At 74.1% G+C, this 17,961-nt stretch carries 13 protein-coding genes; 8 read left to right on the top strand and 5 right to left on the bottom strand.

Annotated elements, in window-relative coordinates:
• The first annotated feature begins 9 nt into the window (after window positions 1-9).
• A complete protein-coding gene (locus tag ACZ60W_RS32465) occupies window positions 10-390 on the top strand; it encodes a VOC family protein (protein ID WP_469758983.1) in 381 nt (126 codons plus the stop codon).
• A 70-nt stretch (window positions 391-460) separates the two neighbouring features.
• Window positions 461-2,752 (top strand): FG-GAP repeat domain-containing protein, encoded by a 2,292-nt coding sequence (locus ACZ60W_RS32460; protein WP_469758982.1) that lies wholly within the window; start codon window positions 461-463, stop codon window positions 2,750-2,752.
• A 66-nt stretch (window positions 2,753-2,818) separates the two neighbouring features.
• Here ACZ60W_RS32460 and ACZ60W_RS32455 read toward each other — a convergent pair whose 3' ends face one another.
• Entirely contained in the window at window positions 2,819-3,406 is a 588-nt protein-coding gene (locus tag ACZ60W_RS32455; RefSeq protein WP_469758981.1) for a nitroreductase family protein, read from the bottom strand.
• A 55-nt stretch (window positions 3,407-3,461) separates the two neighbouring features.
• Complete coding sequence (locus tag ACZ60W_RS32450; RefSeq protein WP_469758980.1) at window positions 3,462-5,000, bottom strand: MFS transporter; 1,539 nt, start codon at window positions 4,998-5,000, stop codon at window positions 3,462-3,464.
• Window positions 5,001-5,196: 196 nt separating this feature from the next.
• Between ACZ60W_RS32450 and ACZ60W_RS32445 the strand changes: the two genes are divergently transcribed.
• The 3 genes from ACZ60W_RS32445 (at window position 5,197) to mfd (ending at window position 12,251) form a co-directional block, all read left to right on the top strand.
• Entirely contained in the window at window positions 5,197-5,985 is a 789-nt protein-coding gene (locus ACZ60W_RS32445; protein WP_469758979.1) for an ABC transporter ATP-binding protein, read from the top strand.
• Window positions 5,982-8,555: an ABC transporter permease gene (locus tag ACZ60W_RS32440; RefSeq protein WP_469758978.1), complete on the top strand. Its 2,574-nt coding sequence runs from the start codon at window positions 5,982-5,984 to the stop codon at window positions 8,553-8,555. Before ACZ60W_RS32445 ends, ACZ60W_RS32440 begins: the two co-directional genes overlap by 4 nt.
• Before the next feature lie 165 nt (window positions 8,556-8,720).
• Window positions 8,721-12,251: a transcription-repair coupling factor gene (mfd, locus tag ACZ60W_RS32435; RefSeq protein ID WP_469758977.1), complete on the top strand. Its 3,531-nt coding sequence runs from the start codon at window positions 8,721-8,723 to the stop codon at window positions 12,249-12,251.
• 49 nt (window positions 12,252-12,300) lie between these two features.
• Here mfd and ACZ60W_RS32430 read toward each other — a convergent pair whose 3' ends face one another.
• Together ACZ60W_RS32430 and ACZ60W_RS32425 are read right to left on the bottom strand one after the other, a co-directional pair.
• On the bottom strand, window positions 12,301-13,662 hold the full coding sequence (locus ACZ60W_RS32430) for an SGNH/GDSL hydrolase family protein (RefSeq protein WP_469758976.1): 1,362 nt from the start codon (window positions 13,660-13,662) through the stop codon (window positions 12,301-12,303).
• Window positions 13,663-13,672: 10 nt separating this feature from the next.
• Window positions 13,673-14,311 carry a TetR/AcrR family transcriptional regulator gene (locus ACZ60W_RS32425; protein ID WP_469758975.1) on the bottom strand — a complete coding sequence of 213 codons (639 nt, stop codon included), beginning with the start codon at window positions 14,309-14,311 and terminating at the stop codon, window positions 13,673-13,675.
• A 121-nt stretch (window positions 14,312-14,432) separates the two neighbouring features.
• Between ACZ60W_RS32425 and ACZ60W_RS32420 the strand changes: the two genes are divergently transcribed.
• The 3 genes from ACZ60W_RS32420 (at window position 14,433) to ACZ60W_RS32410 (ending at window position 16,944) form a co-directional block, all read left to right on the top strand.
• Window positions 14,433-15,281 carry an SCO6745 family protein gene (locus tag ACZ60W_RS32420; protein WP_469758998.1) on the top strand — a complete coding sequence of 283 codons (849 nt, stop codon included), beginning with the start codon at window positions 14,433-14,435 and terminating at the stop codon, window positions 15,279-15,281.
• A gap of 114 nt (window positions 15,282-15,395) precedes the next feature.
• Entirely contained in the window at window positions 15,396-16,100 is a 705-nt protein-coding gene (locus tag ACZ60W_RS32415) for an HNH endonuclease family protein (RefSeq protein WP_469758974.1), read from the top strand.
• A 97-nt stretch (window positions 16,101-16,197) separates the two neighbouring features.
• The gene (locus ACZ60W_RS32410) at window positions 16,198-16,944 is read left to right on the top strand and encodes an N-acetyltransferase (protein ID WP_469758973.1); all 747 of its coding nucleotides are present in this window, start codon (window positions 16,198-16,200) and stop codon (window positions 16,942-16,944) included.
• An 85-nt stretch (window positions 16,945-17,029) separates the two neighbouring features.
• Here ACZ60W_RS32410 and ACZ60W_RS32405 read toward each other — a convergent pair whose 3' ends face one another.
• Window positions 17,030-17,839 carry a LolA-like protein gene (locus ACZ60W_RS32405; protein ID WP_469758972.1) on the bottom strand — a complete coding sequence of 270 codons (810 nt, stop codon included), beginning with the start codon at window positions 17,837-17,839 and terminating at the stop codon, window positions 17,030-17,032.
• Between the last annotated feature and the right edge of the window lie 122 nt (window positions 17,840-17,961).

Genomic DNA, 17,961 nt, shown 5'->3' with positions numbered 1-17,961 from the left:
TCCCCGCCCATGCGGATGAGACTGGCGGCGATCACCCTCGACTGCGCCGACCCCATGGCCCTGGCCGCCTTCTACCACCGGGCCACCGGCATCCCGATCGCGGAGCGGTCCGACGACGAGTTCGCGGGCCTGCGCGACGAGGACGGCCTGTTCCTCGGCTTCCAGCGGGTCGAGGGGTACCGTCCGCCGTCCTGGCCGACGCAGGACGTCCCGCAGCAGCTCCACCTCGACTTCGACGTCGACGACCTGGACGAGGCCGCCGCCCGGCTCGTCTCCTGGGGCGCGGCCCTGCCCGAGGCGCAGCCCCGCCCCGACCGCTGGCGGGTCCTGCTCGACCCGGCGGGGCACCCCTTCTGCCTCAGCGTGCCGCGCGCACCCCGGGAGTCCTGAGCGGCCGGGGCCGGTGGCAGGTGTCACCGACCCGGCCAGCTAACGTCGTCCCTTCCAGGGGAGGAACGACGTGAAGCACATACGCCTGTCAGGACGGCGCCGACTGACCGCGGCGGCCGTCACCGCCGCACTCGCCGTGACCGGTGGCACGATCGCCACGGTCCCGGCCACCGCGGCACCCGCACCGGGGGCCACGCAGCAGGACCAGCAGACCACCGTGACCTTCCCGCGCAACGCGGACGTCGTCGGCGCGGGCCCGAGCGGCTTCCTGTCGAAGACGCGGGGGTCGACTCCGGAGTACCGCTGGACCTGGTACGCCGACGGCACGTCGATCGTGCTGCCGGGCGCCACCGACGCCGCCGCCGGCGGCACGGACCGCGTCGTCACCGTCGACCGGACCGCCCCGGTCGCGGGCCGGGTGGTCCGCGTGTACGACCTCTCCACGCCCGCCGCGGCCGCCGTGCCCCCGCAGGACGTGAACCTCGACGCGCTCGGCGACGGCCTCTTCTTCGAGGGTCTGGCCGGGAACCAGATGCTCCTCGGGCAGTACCGGGCCGGTGGCCCCGCCAAGCAGCACGCCGTCACGCTCGACGGCGGCACGCCGAAGCTCCGGTTCCTGACCGGTGGGCCCGGCCTGGACTGCTTCGACGGCCAGGACGGCTGGACGGACGCCGGCTCCGCGCTCTACGAGTGCCGGTTCGAGGCGGCCGCGCTCGACGCCAAGGTCGTCGTCGACCCGGCCACGGGAGCCTCGTCCACGTACCTCCAGACCGAGGACGAGTGGGCCCGGCCGGGTGCCGTCTCCGCCACGCACGTGGCCTGGCGCGAGGCGCGGATGTCGGGCGGCCGGTCCGTCCACGGCATCGTCGCCCACCAGCGCGGGAAGGCCGGCGAGCGCTGGCTCCCGTCCGACGACGACCTGTCCGACCCGATGTACCTGGTCGGCGGCTGGGCGGCGTCCGGACAGAAGATCCACATCGACGCGTCCACCTACCTCGACGGCGGGGACAACCCCACCAAGCGGCCCTTCACCGTCCAGTCGGTCGAGACCGGTGAGAAGGCCGTCCTCCTCACCGCGTTCTCCTCCGCCACGGCCGGCCCCGGCGGCAGCCTCCTGGTCCGCGGCGGCACCCCCGGGCAGGGCGAGGGCCTCTACCGGATCTCGCCGCGCGCCGACGGCGGCCGGCCCGAGGTCGAACTGGTCGCGACGACCGGGCAGACGACCGTCCTCGCCCTCACCGGCTCCACCACCCCGACGACGCTCACCGGCGACCAGGCCGCGCGCGGCGTCGACTTCTCCTGGGACCTGTCCCGCGGCGACGCCAGGGTGTGGGTGAGCCTGACCCACGTGCCGACCGGGCAGTCGATCTCCGACGGCTGGTCCGAACCGGGCGACGCCGTCCCCGGCATGCCGCGCCGGATCTCCTGGCACTGGGACGGCAAGGACCTGGAGGGCCGGGACTGGGGCCGCCCCGCCCGCAACGGCGTGTACGAGTGGAAGCTCACCGCCCGCCCGGACGACGGCATCGGCCCCGAGGTCGTCACCACCGGCCGGTTCACCGTCACCCGCCCCGCCGCACCGCACGACTACGACGACGACGGCGCCGCCGACCTCCTCGTCCGCGACCTCGGCGGAGTGCTGTGGCGCTTCGGCACCCGGCCCGCCGCCCCCGGCGGCTCCCTCACGGACGCCGGAGGCTCCCGCGTGGGCGGCGGCTGGCAGATCTACGACCGCCTGGAGTCCGTCGGCGACGTGGCGGGCACCAACGGCGCGCCCGACGTGATCGCCCGCGACGCGAGCGGCGTCCTCTGGCTCTACCAGGGCACCGGCGTGCGGGAGAAGGCCCTCACCGGCCGTACGAGGATCGGCGGCGGCTGGCAGGTCTACGACCAGCTCGCGGGTGGCAGCGACGTCACCGGCGACGGCCGTCCCGACCTGCTCGCCACCGACAAGGCCGGCGTGATGTACCTCTACAAGGGCACCGGCAACGTCAACGCGCCCTTCGCCGCCGCCAAGCGGCTCGGAGCGGGCTGGGGCGTCTACAACCAGCTGACCGCCACCGGGAACATCGCCGGCGCTCCCGCCGGGGACCTCCTCGCCCGTGACAAGGCCGGCGTCCTGTGGATGTACCTCGGCAAGGGCGACGGCACCTTCGCGAACCGCGTCCGGGTCGGCGCCGGATGGAACGCCTTCACCGGCCTCACCGCCGTCGGCGACGCGAACGGCGACGGCCGCGCCGACCTGGTCGCCACCAACGGCGACGAGACCTTCTACGCCGGTACGGGCAGCTGGTCGGCACCGTTCAAGCGCGGCGCGTCCGTGTCCCTGACCCAGGACATGTCGTACAACACCGCCTTCTAGGCGGCGGGTGCGCGCCGGGTGGGCCGGCCGGACCGCGAGAGCGGGCCGGCCCACCCGGCGGAGACGTCACCCCGGGGCGGACACGCCCCGGCCCAGCGGCAGCGCCGCCCACGGAGCGGACAGCAGCTCGGCGACGCTGCGCCGGTGCCGGTCGGCGCGCGGCCCCCCGGCCGCCTTCCCCAGCGCGACCATGGAGACGATCGCCCACCCCGGGTCCGGCCGCAGGTCCTCGGTGAGGCCCTCCAGGTCGAAGGCCCGGAACTGGTGGGCGGCCAGCCCCAGCGCCTGCGCCTGGAACGTCATGTGGGCGACGGCCTGCCCGAGGTCGTAGTCCGCGAACTCGGAGTGGAGCAGCTCGGTGTCGCCGACGCGGCGGCGCGTGAGCGTGACCACGAGGAGCCCCGCGTCCGTCGCCCACCGGGCCGAGCTGGGCGCCAGATGGCGCACCAGCCGCGCGTGCTCCGGCTCGCCGGGCCGGCCCGTGAAGAAGCCCCACGGCTGGGAGTTGCCGGCGGACGGCGCCCATCGCGCGGCCTCCAGGAGCAGTGCGCGCGCGTGGTCGTCGACGGCGGCCGCCGGATCGAACCCGTAGGGGCTGAACCGTTCCGCCAGCAGGGGGTGGAGACCGTCGGACGGTTCGGGATCGTGTCGCATGTCCCTTCCCAACCGGGCCGCGTCCGCGCCTGTTCCGGCCCGGACGCGGTCCGGTTCAGTCCTCGTCGCCGGTCGCCTCCTTCAGGACGGGGAAGCGGCGGGGCGCGAGGGTGAGCAGGACCAGGAGGGCGAGGGCGGCGGCGCCCGCCGCACCCACGAAGACGTAGTCGACCGCCGTGTCGACCGCCCGGCGCAGGTGGTCGGTGGCCTCCGCCGTCAGGGAGGCGGGGGCGTCGAGGGCACGGGCGAGGCCGTCGAGGTCGCCGCCGCCGAGCCGGGCGGCGAGGACGCCGTTCGCGACGGCGCCGAAGACGGCCGCGCCGACGCTCTGGCCGACCTGACGGCAGAACAGCACGGACGCGGTCGTCGTGCCCCGCTCCTCGTAGGGAACCGTCGACTGGACGCCGACGATCAGCGGGAGCTGGAAGAGACCGAGGGCCGCGCCGAGCAGCAGCATGAGGAGCGCGGGCTGCCAGGGCTCGCCGGGGAACGGCAGGAACGGGAAGGCCAGCAGCAGGAGCAGCGCCGTCGAGATGCCGGTGACGGCGGTGAGGCGGAAGCCGATCCGGTTGTAGACCCGGTTGGAGAACGCGGCGCTGACGGGCCAGCTCAGGGTCATGACCGACAGCACGAACCCGGCCGCGATCGGGCCCAGGCCGAGGACGGACTGCGCGTACGTGGGCAGGAAGACCATCGGGGCGACCATCAGGAGGCCGAGGGCGCCGAGGGCGAGGTTCACCGCGGCGATGGTGCGCCGGCGCCAGACCCAGCCCGGGATGATCGGTTCGGCCGCGCGCCGTTCGACGAGGACGGTGACCCCGCCGAAGACGGCCGCCCCCGCCAGCAGGCCCAGGGACGGGGCCGACAGCCAGGGCCAGGCGACGCCGCCCTGCACGAGCGCGGTCAGCAGCAGGGCCCCGGTGGCGAAGACGGCCAGCGCTCCGGGCCAGTCGATCCGCACGCGCGCGCGGGGCGCGGCCCGTGCCGGTTCGACGAGGTGGCGGCCGATCAGCCAGAGGGCGACCAGCCCGACCGGCAGGTTGACGAGGAAGATCCAGCGCCAGTCGGCGTACCCGGCGAGCAGCCCGCCCGCGGCCGGTCCGGCGACGGACGAGGCGGCCCACACGGACGACAGCTTGGCCTGGATCCTGGGCCGCTCCCTCAGCGGGTACAGGTCCGCCGCGATCGTCTGGACCGTGCCCTGGAGAGCGCCGCCGCCGAGGCCCTGGACCACCCGGAAGGCGATGAGCGACGCCATGTTCCAGGCGCCCGCGCACAGCAGCGACCCCACCACGAACAGCACCACGCCGGCCACGAGCACCGGCTTGCGCCCGAAGGTGTCGCTGAGCTTCCCGTACACCGGGAGCGTCACGGTCACCGCCAGCAGGTATCCCGAGAACAGCCACGAGAAGACCGAGAGGCCGCCCAGGTCGCCCACGATCTGGGGCACCGCCGTCGAGACGATCGTCCCGTCGATCGCCGCCAGCCCCATCGTGATCATCAGGGCGGCGACCACCGGCCCCCGGCGCGCCGCAACGGGCGAGGCCCCGGGCGCCGCCCCCGCCCCGGCCCGGGTCGTCGACGGTTCCGTCACCGCCCACCATTCCTTTCTTCGTACACCTAAATGTGCGGCTGTCAGGGTCTCACTCGGACCCCGGGTGGAGGAACCCCTAGGGGCTCCTCCCCCATACGGGCCAGGGGCCGTTCGTCCCGGCGGAGGAGGTGGAGAGGGGGGTGGTGCTCCTTAACTTGAACTTACAAACCACGCCATCGCTTCGAGGAGAGAAACCGTGACTTCGGCTGTGACCATCCCCAGGCACGGGGGTACTGGAGGGCGTACGGCCGTCGCCGCGCGGGCGCGTCAGGTCGTGAAGGCGTACGGCTCGGGGGAGACCCGGGTCGTGGCGCTGGACTCCGTCGACGTGGACATCGCCCGCGGCCAGTTCACCGCGATCATGGGACCGTCGGGTTCCGGCAAGTCCACGCTCATGCACTGCCTGGCCGGGCTCGACACCGTGACCAGCGGGCAGATCCACCTGGACGAGACCGAGATCACCGGTCTGAAGGACAAGAAGCTGACCCGGCTGCGCCGGGACCGGATCGGCTTCATCTTCCAGGCGTTCAACCTGCTGCCGACCCTGAGCGCCCTGGAGAACATCACGCTGCCGATGGACATCGCGGGGCGGAAGCCGGACGCGGAGTGGCTGCGGCGGGTCGTCGACACCGTCGGCCTCTCCGAGCGCCTCAAGCACCGCCCGAACGAGCTGTCCGGCGGCCAGCAGCAGCGCGTCGCCGTGGCCCGCGCCCTCGCCGCGCGGCCGGAGATCATCTTCGGCGACGAGCCCACCGGCAACCTTGACTCGCGGGCCGGCGCCGAGGTGCTCGGCTTCCTGCGGACGTCGGTCGACGAGCTGGGCCAGACGATCGTCATGGTCACCCACGACCCGGTCGCCGCCTCCTACGCGGACCGGGTCCTCTACCTCGCCGACGGGCGGATCGTGGACGAGATGGAGCGGCCGACCGCCGACGCCGTCCTCGACCGCATGAAGGACTTCGACGCGCGCGGGCGGACGTCATGAGCGTCCTCAAGACGTCGCTGCGCAACTTCTTCGCGCACAAGGGCCGGATGGCGCTCTCCGCCATCGCCGTCCTGCTCTCCGTCGCGTTCGTCAGCGGCACCCTGGTGTTCACGGACACCATGAACACCACCTTCGACAAGCTCTTCGCCGTGACCGCGTCCGACGTCACCGTCAGCCCCAAGGGCGCGGCGGCCGACGACGAGACCCCGCGGACCGGACGCCCCGAGGCCCTGCCCGCCGCGCTCGTCGAGCGGGTGCGCGCGGTGAAGGGCGTCCAGGCCGCCCAGGGCTCGGTCGCCTCCACCGGCGTCACCGTCGTCGACGGGCACGACAAGAACGTCGGACCGACCGGCGGAGCGCCGACGATCGCCGTCAACTGGACGCCGAACGAGCTGCGTTCGGTGGAGCTGGTCTCCGGCCACGAGCCGCGCGGCCCGACCGACGTGGTCGTCGACGGCGCCACCGCCGAGAAGCACCACCTGAAGATCGGCGACCCGCTGCGCACGATCTCCGTCACCGGCGACTTCACGGCGAAGATCTCCGGGATCGTCGACTTCAAGGTCACCAACCCGGGCGCCACGGTCGTCTACTTCGACACGGCCACCGCGCAGCGCGAACTGCTGGGCAAGGAAGGTCTGTTCACCCAGATCACGGCTGACGCCCGGCCCGGGGTCGAGGACGAGGCCCTGAAGGCGGACATCGCCGCCGCCCTGGGCGACGGCTACAAGCTCCAGACGGCCGCCGAGGCCGCGGACGCGGGCCGCGAGGACGTCGCCGGATTCCTCGACGTCATGAAGTACGCGATGCTCGGCTTCGCCGGGATCGCCTTCCTCGTCGGCATCTTCCTCATCGTCAACACCTTCTCCATGCTCGTCGCCCAGCGCACCCGCGAGATCGGCCTGATGCGGGCCATCGGCTCCAGCCGCCGGCAGGTGAACCGCTCCGTCCTCGTCGAGGCCGTGCTCCTCGGCGTCGTCGGCTCGGTCGCCGGCGTCGCGGCAGGCGTCGGACTCGCCGTCGGCCTGATGAAGCTGATGTCCGCGGTGGGCATGGAGCTGTCGACCCGCGACCTCACGGTGAAGTGGACGACCCCGGTCGTCGGCCTCGTCCTCGGCGTGGTCGTCACCGTCCTCGCCGCCTACATCCCGGCCCGCCGCGCCGGCAAGGTCTCCCCGATGGCCGCCCTCCGCGACGCGGGCACCCCCGCCGACGGCAAGGCCGGCCGGGTGCGGGGAGCGGTCGGACTGCTCCTGACCGCCGCCGGCGCCGCGGCGCTGTGGACCGCGACCCGCGCGGCCGAGGCGGGCCCCGGCTCCCTCTGGCTGGGCCTCGGCGTCGTCCTGTCGCTCCTCGGCTTCGTGATCGTCGGCCCGCTCCTGGCGGGCGGCGTGGTCCGCGCCCTCGGCGTGGTCGTCCTGCGGGTCTTCGGCCCGGTCGGCCGGATGGCCGAACGCAACGCGCTGCGCAATCCGCGCCGCACCGGCGCCACCGGCGCCGCGCTGATGATCGGCCTCGCGCTCGTGGCCTGCCTCTCGGTCGTCGGGTCCTCCATGGTCGCCTCGGCCACCGAGGAGCTCGACCGCTCGGTCGGCGCCGACTTCATCGTGCAGTCCGGCACCGGACAGCCGATCGTGCCGCAGGCGCAGGCCGCCCTGGAGAAGGTCCCGGACCTGGACCACGTCACCGAGTACCGCTGGGTCGACGCCAAGGTCACCGACCCGCGCGGCAAGGTCACCACGGCCGACCTGGCCGCGACCGACCCGACGTACATGAAGGACCTGCGCCGCGAGACGACGGCCGGCACCCTGGCCGACGCCTACGGCAAGGGCGCGATGTCCGTCGGCAGCGACTACGCGGCCGAGCACGGGGTGAAGGTCGGCGACGTCCTGACCCTCGCCTTCCAGGGCGGCCGCACGGCGCGGCTGAAGGTCGCCGCGATCACCGCGGACACCGGCCAGGTCGACAAGGGCGCGATGTACGTGAACGTCGCCACGCTCGCCGAGTACGTCCCCGCCGAACGGATGCCGCAGAGCCTGCTGCTCCTCGCCGGCGCGAAGGACGGCCAGGAGGCGCAGGCGTACCAGGCCGTCAAGGACGCCCTCGCGCCCTACCCCCAGTACAAGGCGAGCAACCAGGCCGACTACAAGGAGGACCTGAAGGACCAGGTCGGCCAGCTCCTCAACATCGTGTACGGGCTCCTCGCCCTGGCGATCGTCGTCGCCGTCCTCGGCGTGGTGAACACCCTCGCCCTGTCGGTGGTCGAGCGGACCCGGGAGATCGGCCTCATGCGGGCCATCGGCCTCTCCCGCCGCCAGCTGCGCCGCATGATCCGCCTGGAATCGGTGGTGATCGCCCTCTTCGGCGCCCTCCTCGGCCTCGGCCTGGGCATGGGCTGGGGCACGGCGGCCCAGAAGCTGCTGGCCCTGGAGGGGCTGGGCGTGCTGGAGATCCCGTGGCCGACCATCCTCACGGTCTTCGTCGGATCGGCCTTCGTGGGCCTCTTCGCGGCCCTCGTCCCGGCCTTCCGGGCGGGCCGGATGAACGTCCTGAACGCGATCGCGAGCGAGTAGCGGTCACGGTGCGCAGCGGTACGGCCCCGGTGGAGCTCCACCGGGGCCGCCCGTGTTTCGGAAGCGGCTGTCGGTGCACCGTCGTACGCTGGACACCCCGGCCCGTACGACGTGTCGGGCTGTTCGCGTTGCCCGCCTCCGGCACCCCTCGGGATGGACACCCTCATGAGCCTGCACGGTCTGCTCGATGTCGTCGTCAAGGACGCGGCTCTCGCCGAGGCGGTGAAGGCCGCCGCCGACGGGAACCGTCCGCATGTGGACCTGGTGGGTCCGGCCGCCGCGCGCCCCTTCGCGCTGGCCGCGCTCGCCCGCGACTCCGGCCGCCCGGTCCTCGCCGTCACCGCCACCGGGCGGGAGGCCGAGGACCTGGCCGCGGCGCTGCGGTCGCTGCTGGACCCGGACACGGTCGTGGAGTACCCCTCGTGGGAGACGCTGCCGCACGAGCGGCTGTCGCCCCGCTCGGACACCGTCGGGCGCCGGCTCGCCGTGCTGCGCCGGCTCGCCCACCCCCGCGACGACGACCCGGCGGCCGGGCCGGTCAGCGTGGTCGTCGCGCCCATCCGCTCGGTGCTCCAGCCGCAGGTCAAGGGCCTGGGCGACCTGGAGCCCGTGGCCCTGCGGAGCGGCGGCACGGCGGATCTGAACACGGTGGTGGAGGGGCTGGCGGCGGCCGCGTACGCGCGGGTGGAGCTGGTCGAGAAGCGCGGCGAGTTCGCCGTGCGCGGCGGCATCCTGGACGTCTTCCCGCCGACCGAGGAGCACCCGCTCCGCATCGAGTTCTGGGGCGACGACGTCGAGGAGATCCGCTACTTCAAGGTGGCGGACCAGCGGTCCCTGGAGGTCGCCGAGCACGGTCTGTGGGCGCCGCCCTGCCGTGAGCTGCTGCTGACCGACGACGTCCGCGCGCGGGCCCGTGAGCTGGCCGAGGCGCACCCGGAGCTCGGCGAGCTGCTGGACAGGATCGCCGAGGGCATCGCCGTCGAGGGCATGGAGTCCCTCGCGCCGGTCCTCGTCGACGACATGGAGCTGCTGCTCGACGTGCTGCCGAAGGGCGCCCTGGCCGTGGTCTGCGACCCGGAGCGGGTCCGCACCCGGGCGGCGGACCTGGTGGCCACCTCGCAGGAGTTCCTCCAGGCGTCGTGGGCGGCGACGGCCGGGGGCGGCGAGGCCCCGATCGACGTCGGCGCGGCCTCGCTGTGGGGCATCGCGGACGTCCGGGACCGGGCGCGCGAGCTGGACATCGCCTGGTGGACGGTGTCGCCGTTCGCGGCGGACGAGATCGTGTCGGGGGACACCCTGACCCTCGGCATGCACGCCCCGGAGTCCTATCGCGGCGACACCGCCCGCGCGCTGGCGGACACCAAGGGCTGGCTGGCCGACGGCTGGCGCACGGTCTTCGTGACGGAGGCGCACGGCCCGGCGTCCCGCACCGTGGAGGTCCTCGGCGGCGAGGGCATCGCGGCCCGGCTCGACGCGGACCTCGCCGAGATCTCCCCGTCCGTGGTGCACGTGTCGACCGGCTCCCTCGACCACGGCTTCGTGGACCCGGCGCTGAAGCTGGCCGTCCTCACCGAGACGGACCTGTCCGGGCAGAAGGCGGCCGGCAAGGACGGCCAGCGGATGCCGGCCAAGCGGCGCAAGACGATCGACCCGCTGACCCTGGAGGTCGGCGACTACATCGTGCACGAGCAGCACGGCGTGGGCCGGTACGTGGAGATGGTCCAGCGGACCGTGCAGGGCGCCACCCGCGAGTACCTCCTCGTCGAGTACGCCCCCGCCAAGCGCGGCCAGCCCGGCGACCGGCTCTACATCCCCACCGACCAGCTGGAGCAGGTCACCAAGTACGTGGGCGGCGAGGCGCCGACCCTGCACCGGCTCGGCGGCGCGGACTGGACGAAGACGAAGCAGCGCGCGAAGAAGGCCGTCAAGGAGATCGCGGCCGACCTGATCAAGCTGTACTCGGCGCGGATGGCGGCCCCCGGCCACGCCTTCGGCCCGGACACCCCCTGGCAGCGGGAGCTGGAGGACGCCTTCCCGTACGCGGAGACGCCCGACCAGCTGTCCACCATCGCCGAGGTGAAGGAGGACATGGAGAAGACCGTCCCCATGGACCGCCTCATCTGCGGCGACGTCGGCTACGGCAAGACGGAGATCGCGGTCAGGGCGGCCTTCAAGGCGGTCCAGGACGGCAAGCAGGTGGCCGTCCTGGTCCCGACGACGCTGCTGGTCCAGCAGCACTTCGGCACGTTCAGCGAGCGCTACTCGCAGTTCCCGGTGAAGGTGCGGGCGCTGAGCCGGTTCCAGACGGAGACCGAGTCGAAGGCGACGATGGAGGGGCTGCGCGAGGGCTCCGTCGACATCGTCATCGGCACCCACCGCCTCTTCTCCTCCGAGACGAAGTTCAAGGACCTCGGCCTCGTCATCGTCGACGAGGAGCAGCGCTTCGGCGTCGAGCACAAGGAGCAGCTGAAGAAGCTGCGGGCCAACGTCGACGTGCTGACGATGTCCGCCACCCCCATCCCGCGGACGCTGGAGATGGCGGTCACCGGCATCCGCGAGATGTCGACGATCACCACCCCGCCGGAGGAGCGCCACCCGGTCCTGACCTTCGTCGGCCCGTACGAGGAGAAGCAGATCGGCGCGGCCGTCCGCCGCGAACTCCTGCGCGAGGGGCAGGTCTTCTACATCCACAACCGGGTCGACTCCATCGACCGGGCCGCGGCCCGGCTGCGCGAGATCGTCCCCGAGGCGCGGATCGCCACCGCCCACGGCCAGATGTCGGAGTCCGCGCTCGAACAGGTCGTGGTGGACTTCTGGGAGAAGAAGTTCGACGTCCTCGTCTCCACGACGATCGTGGAGTCCGGCATCGACATCTCCAACGCCAACACCCTTATCGTGGAGCGCGGCGACAACTTCGGCCTGTCCCAGCTGCACCAGCTGCGCGGCCGGGTCGGCCGCGGCCGCGAGCGCGGTTACGCCTACTTCCTGTACCCGCCGGAGAAGCCGCTCACCGAGACCGCCCACGAGCGGCTCGCGACGATCGCCCAGCACACCGAGATGGGCGCGGGCATGTACGTGGCGATGAAGGACCTGGAGATCCGCGGCGCGGGCAACCTCCTGGGCGGCGAGCAGTCCGGCCACATCGCGGGCGTCGGCTTCGACCTGTACGTCCGCATGGTCGGCGAGGCGGTCGCCGACTACCGGGCGCAGATGGAGGGCGGGGCCGAGGAGGAGGCCCCGCTGGAGGTCAAGATCGAGCTGCCGGTCGACGCCCACATGCCGCACGACTACGCCCCGGGGGAGCGGCTGCGCCTCCAGGCCTACCGCTCCATCGCCTCCGCCAACTCCGAGGAGGACATCCGCGCCGTCCGCGAGGAGCTCACCGACCGCTACGGCAAGCTGCCCGAGCCGGTCGAGAACCTGCTCCTGGTCGCGGGTCTGCGGATGCTGGCCCGTTCCTGCGGCGTCGGCGAGATCGTCCTCCAGGGCTCCAACATCCGCTTCGCCCCGGTGGAGCTGCGGGAGTCGCAGGAGCTGCGGCTGAAGCGTCTCCACCCGCGGACGGTCATCAAGCCGGCCGTCCACCAGATCCTCGTGCCGCGTCCGACGACGGGGAAGATCGGCGGCAAGCCGGTGGTGGGCCGGGAACTCCTGGCGTGGACGGGCGAGTTCCTCACGACGATCCTCGACTCCTGACCCCGTGTCCCCTTCCCGCCCGGCGGCCGGCCGGGCGGGAAGGGGCCCGTCAGAGGGCGTCGAGGTCGACGGCCCCGGCCATGGCGCGGTAGCCGGCGTCGCCGGGGTGGAGGTGGTCGCCGGAGTCGTAGGCCGGGAGGAGGCGGCGGGGGGCCGCGGGGTCGGCGAGGGCGCGGTCGAAGTCGACGACGGCGTCGTAGGCGCCGGAGGTGCGGACCCAGTCGTTGAAGGCGGTCCGCCTGGCCTCGACGGTGGGGGTGTCGTAGGGGGAGCCGCCGACGGGGGTGAGGGTCGCGCCGATGACGCGGAGGCCGTGGGCGCGGGCCTCGGCGACGAGGGTGAGGTGGGCGGCGATCAGCCGCTCGACGGTGACCTCGGGCGTGGCGGTGGAGGGCGGGTTGACCTCGCTGGAGCCGAGGTCGTTGATGCCCTCCAGGAGGATGACGGTGCGGACGCCCCGTTCGGTGAGGACGTCCCGGCGGAAGCGGGTGAGGGCCTTCTCGCCGGCCCACGTGGTGTCGTTGACGACCTGGTTGCCGCTGATGCCGTGGTTGAGGACGGCGCGGGGGGCGCCGGCGGCGGCGAGGCGCTCGGCCAGTTCGTCGGGGTAGCGGTCGTCCGCGTCCCTGGTGGCGCCCGCGCCGTCGGTGATCGAGTCGCCGAACGCGACGACGCCGCCCCGGCGTACGGCCTCGCGGCCGCCGGAGACCTCGACGCCGGACAGGTAGTACCAGGAGCCGCTGGTCTCCCGGAAGGCCGCTCCCGAGGGGTCGGCGCTGTGGTCGCCGCGGGCGAGGAGGCTGGTGGCGGCGATGCGGTGGAAGGTGGCGGGACCGGTCGGCTCCGCCAGGTACAGGGTGACGGTGAGCGGGGCGAGGGCCTCGACCGGGAGGTCCGCGGCGTCGCTGAGGAGGGTGTCGCCGGGCGGGACCGCCACGGAGGTCCGGCCGCCGAAGCGGAGGGCCCGGACCGTTCCGGGTACGAGCGAGCCGTCGCCCGACGGGGCGGCGCGGGCCACGGTGGCGCGGGTGACGCGCAGCGGGGCGGTGCCGTAGCGGTTGGTGAGTTCGACGCGCACCCGGTCGCCGCCGACCGAGAGGCGGACCGTCTGGCGCAGCGTCCGGTCCGTGAAGCCCCGGCCCGACCAGGCGACGTCGAGCGGCTGCTGCGGCGAGGCGGCCCACGAGCCGCGCCACGGGGAGAGGGCGGCGGCGCCGGGCGCGAAGGGGGAGAGGGGCGCGGCGGCGGGCGGTGCGGTGCCGTTCGGCGCGGTGACGGGCGGTGCGGTGGCGGCGCGCGGGGCGGTGGACGCGGCGCCCGGTCCGGCGGCGGCCGAGCCGCACGCGGTGAGGGTCGCCGTGACGGTCAGGGCGAGGAGGGCGGCGGCCGTGCGCCCGAGCCGAGCGTGCATCGTGATCCGTTCATCCGTGCCGGCCCTCCGCGGGGGGCTCGGTCCCGAACATCAGGCCGGTCAACGTCCGGAACACGTCGCCCGGTTCCCGGTCCCCGACCGCTCCGTCCAGGTTGTGGGTGAGCAGCAGGGTCGCGAAGCCGTGGGCGAGCGACCAGGCGGCGATGCCGACGGTACGCGCGTCGGGGGCGTCCCGCACGGGATCGGCGCCGGCCGCCGCGGGGGCGTCGGCCGGGGCGGCGGTCCCCGGCGGCAGGGCGGCGACGCCGGCGCGGAGTTCGGCGGAGGCCCGTTCGCGCGCGGCGACGAGGCCGGGGTCGTCGGCGCGGAGCAGCTCCGGCTGGAACATGACGCTGAAGTGCGCGGGGTGGGCGACGGCGAAGCGGACGTACCGCACGCCGCGCTCGCGCAGTTCGGGCGTGCCGGCGAGGGCCTCGGCGAGCAGCTCGTACCCCTGGGCGGCGATGGCCGTGAGGAGGCCGGTGCGGTCCTTGAAGTGGTGGGCGGGGGCGGCGTGGGAGACCCCGGCGCGGCGGGCGAGGTCGCGCAGGCTCAGTGCGCCGGGGCCTTCGGCGGTGATGACGTCGAGGGCGGCGGAGAGGACGGCCTGTCGCAGGTCGCCGTGGTGGTAGCTGTTCCGGCTCGTCATGGGAGCAGCCTAGCCCGTATCTAGGCATTGACAAGTTTCCCGGGCCGGAGCAATCTTGTCAGTGACAAGACGATGGGTGCGGAGAAAAGAGGAGACCGTGGAACCCGGACGCGTACGCCAGATGTGGCACCTGCTCGAACCCCTGCACGCCCTCGTGTACTACGCCCCCGAGGCCTTCGACGAGGCCGCCGCCCTCGGCTACGACACCTCCGAGCGCTGGCCCTCCTACTTCGCCTGGCGGGCCGCGCCCCTCGGCGCCCCCGGCACGGCCCGGACGGCCTCCGCCTTCTACAGCTTCAGTCCGGCGATGGTCGCCCGGTACGTCCCCGCCGCCTGGGAGACCGCCGCCCCCGCCGAGGTGCTCGCCGCCCGGCTGCGGGCCGTGGACCGCACCTACCGGGCCGTCCTCGGCGACGACGCGGTCGCGGACCCCGGGCTCGCCGAGGCCGCCGGCCTCGCCCGCCGCGCCGCCGAGGCCGTCGTGCCCCTGGGACTCGCGGGCCGCCCGCTCGCCGCCGCCAACGCGGAGCTGCCGTGGCCCGACGCCCCGCACCTCGTCCTCTGGCAGGCCGCGACGGTCCTGCGCGAACACCGCGGCGACGGGCACCTCGTCGCGCTCCTGGCCGCCGGACTCGACCCGGTCGAGGCGCTCGTCTCCTTCGCGGCGGTCGGCGCCGCCCCCGAGCCCGTCTTCGAGAGCCGCGGCTGGAGCGCCGCCGAGTGGTCCGCCGCCCGGGCGCGCCTGACCGCACGTGGGCTCCTCGACCCGGCCGGCGCCGTCACGGAGGCCGGCCGCGCGCTGCGCGCCGAGGTCGAACGGCGCACGGACGAACTGGCCGCCGCCCCCTGGGACGTCCTCGGCCCCGAGGACGCCGCCCGCCTCGCCGACCTGCTCGGCGGTCCCTGGCTGGCCGCGATCGGCTCGGGCCTGCTGCCCTCCGAGAACACCCTCGGCATCGGGAAGGTCTGAGCCGCCGTCGGTCCGGCGGGAGCGGGGGCCGGCCCCGGCCTCGCCGGCTGCTCGCCGGAGCCTCCGCCGGACAGGCGGGGGAACGGACTTTTCGGACACCCCTAGGATTCAGGGGTGTTCACACCACGGACGTACCGCAGCCGCCGCAGCATCCCGGCCGTCGTGGCGCTCGCCGCCGCGGCGCTCGTCACCACCGCCTGCTCGCCGGGCGCCGGCACGCCGGAGCCCGGCGGGGGGTCGGGCGGCAAGCCCGCCGCGCGCGGCAGCGCGCTGGCGGCCGTGGAGACCCTGACCGTCAAGGGCCGCGCCCCGAAGACCGGTTACGAGCGGGAGAAGTTCGGCCGCGCCTGGGTGGACGTCGACGGCAACGGCTGCGGCACCCGCGACGACATACTCAAGCGCGACCTGACGGGGGTCCGCTTCACCGACGGCCACTGCAAGGTCGCCTCCGGCACGCTCGCGCGCGACCCGTACACGGGCGCCTCCATCGACTACGCGCGGGGCCGCAGCAAGGTCGACGTCGACCACGTCGTCGCGCTCTCGGACGCCTGGCAGAAGGGCGCGCAGAAGTGGGACGGCGAGACCCGGCGCCGCTTCGCCAACGACCCGCTCAACCTCCTCGCCGTCGACGCCTCGACGAACCGCCGCAAGTCCGACGGCGACGCGGCGACCTGGCTGCCGCCGAACGGGGCCTACCGCTGCACCTACGTGGCACGGCAGATCGCCGTGAAGAAGAAGTACGGGGTGTGGGTGACGAAGGGCGAACGGGACGCGATGAAGCGGGTCCTGGCGGCCTGCCCGCAGCAGAAACTCCCGTGACGCACCGTCCGGTCGGGAAGACCTGTCGGGAAATCCACGAGGGAACCCGGCTCGAAATCCGGTTGGTGTAGTACGCAGCGATCCCTATCCTGCCCGCATGGACCTCAACATATCGACCCTCGCCGAGCGCCCCGAACTGGAAGGGCCGATGTGGGGCATGCAGGACCTGTGGCCCGAGTTCATGATGTACGACCCGGTGGGCTGGGCGAACATCGGCCGGATCGTGCGCGAGATGCCGGAGTTCGTCCTGGTCGCCACCGACGCCGACGGCAAGGTCGTGGCCCGGGGCTTCAGCGTCCCCTTCCGCCTCGACCTGGACGGCCGCCGCGAACTGCCCGCGCGCGGCTGGGACGAGGTGCTCCTCTGGGCCTTCTCCGACCTGAAGCACGGCCGCGAGGCCGACACGGTCAGCGCGATCGAGATCACGGTCGACACCACGGCCCTGGGCCGCGGGGTCTCGCACCGGATGCTGGCCGCCATGCGGGACAACGCGGCCGCGCGCGGCTTCGCCGAACTGGTGGCGCCGGTCCGCCCGAACGGCAAGCACCTGGAGTCCGGCACCTCGATCCACGAGTACGCCTTCCGCACCCGGGAGGGCGACGGACTGCCGCACGACCCGTGGCTCCGGGTCCACGTGCGCGCGGGCGGCAGGATCGAGGGCGTGGCCGCCGCCTCGATGACGGTCTCCGGCTCCGTCGAGCAGTGGCGCAAGTGGACCGGCCTCCCGTTCGACGCGGACGGCCCGGTCGAGGTGGAGGGGGCCCTGGTCCCCGTCCACTGCCAGGCCACCCGTGGCTACGCGGTCTACGTCGAGCCCAACGTCTGGGTGCGCCACCGCATCTGACCCCGGACGAGGTCACGCGTCCGCCCGCGCGCGGGCCGGGCCGCTCCTCCGTGACGGCCCCGCTCGCGCGCGTGCGTCCGCCCGGTCACTCGGTGACGACGACGTCCTTCGCGGCGGGGGCCTTCGCGACGACCGGCCTGCCGTACCGGGAGAAGGTGATCGTCCCCGGCTCGTCGCCACCGGTCGTGACGATCCTCAGGACGTACGGCGTGCCCTCGGTGGCCACGTAGACCGTGCTGGTCTCGCCGCCGCCGGCCGGCTCCGTCAGCGCCAGTGCCTTCCGGCCGTCGACGGTGGTCTCCCCGCCCTTCACGATCCCGCTCGCGTCCCCGTCGAACGAGGACAGCAGCGACTCCAGGTCGCAGAGCGCCGTCATGTCCTTCGCGTCGGGGTCGGTCAGCGGCACCTTCGTCCACCGTCCCCGGAGCTGGTCGAGGGTGGCCTCCTGTACCTCGGGGCTCTCACCCTTGACCTGCTCGCGCAGGAACGCCTCGTCGAAGCGCAGGTAGACGTTCCGGTCGTCGGCCTTGACCAGTTCGGCCGTGCTGGCCGTGCCGAGCGACAGGGTGCCGGCGCACTTCCCCCTGCGGTCCAGGGACAGGTAGCCCTTCGTCGGCTCGTCGGCGGACCGCAGGTCGACGTCGAGGGTGAGGGACGTCGCCGCCCGCGTCGCCGCGAACGCCTTGCCGACGATCTGCGCCCCCGTCAGCTCCCCGAAGGGGCCCGTCGTCCCCGCGCCGGCCGGTCCGGTCGGCCGCGGGGCGGCCCCGTCCTCCCGCGCGCCGTCCGCTGACGGGCCGCAGGCCGCGGCGCCGGCCGCGACGGCGGCGCACAGCAGGGCGGCGACGGCGGCGTGCCGGCCGCGGCCGGTCCGAATGTGGCGGGGGGTGCGCATGGGGTGCTCTCCGAGGGGTCGTACGGCGGTGGGGGGGGGGGGGGGGGGGGGGGGGGGGGGGGGGGGGGGGGGGGGGGGGGGGGGGGGGGGGGGGGGGGGGGGGGGGGGGGGGGGGGGGGGGG

It is taken from the genome of Streptomyces sp. NPDC104202 (assembly GCF_055584185.1).
The sequence above is the reverse complement of the archived record's forward strand: the minus strand, read 5'-3'. Positions and strand labels throughout refer to the sequence as shown.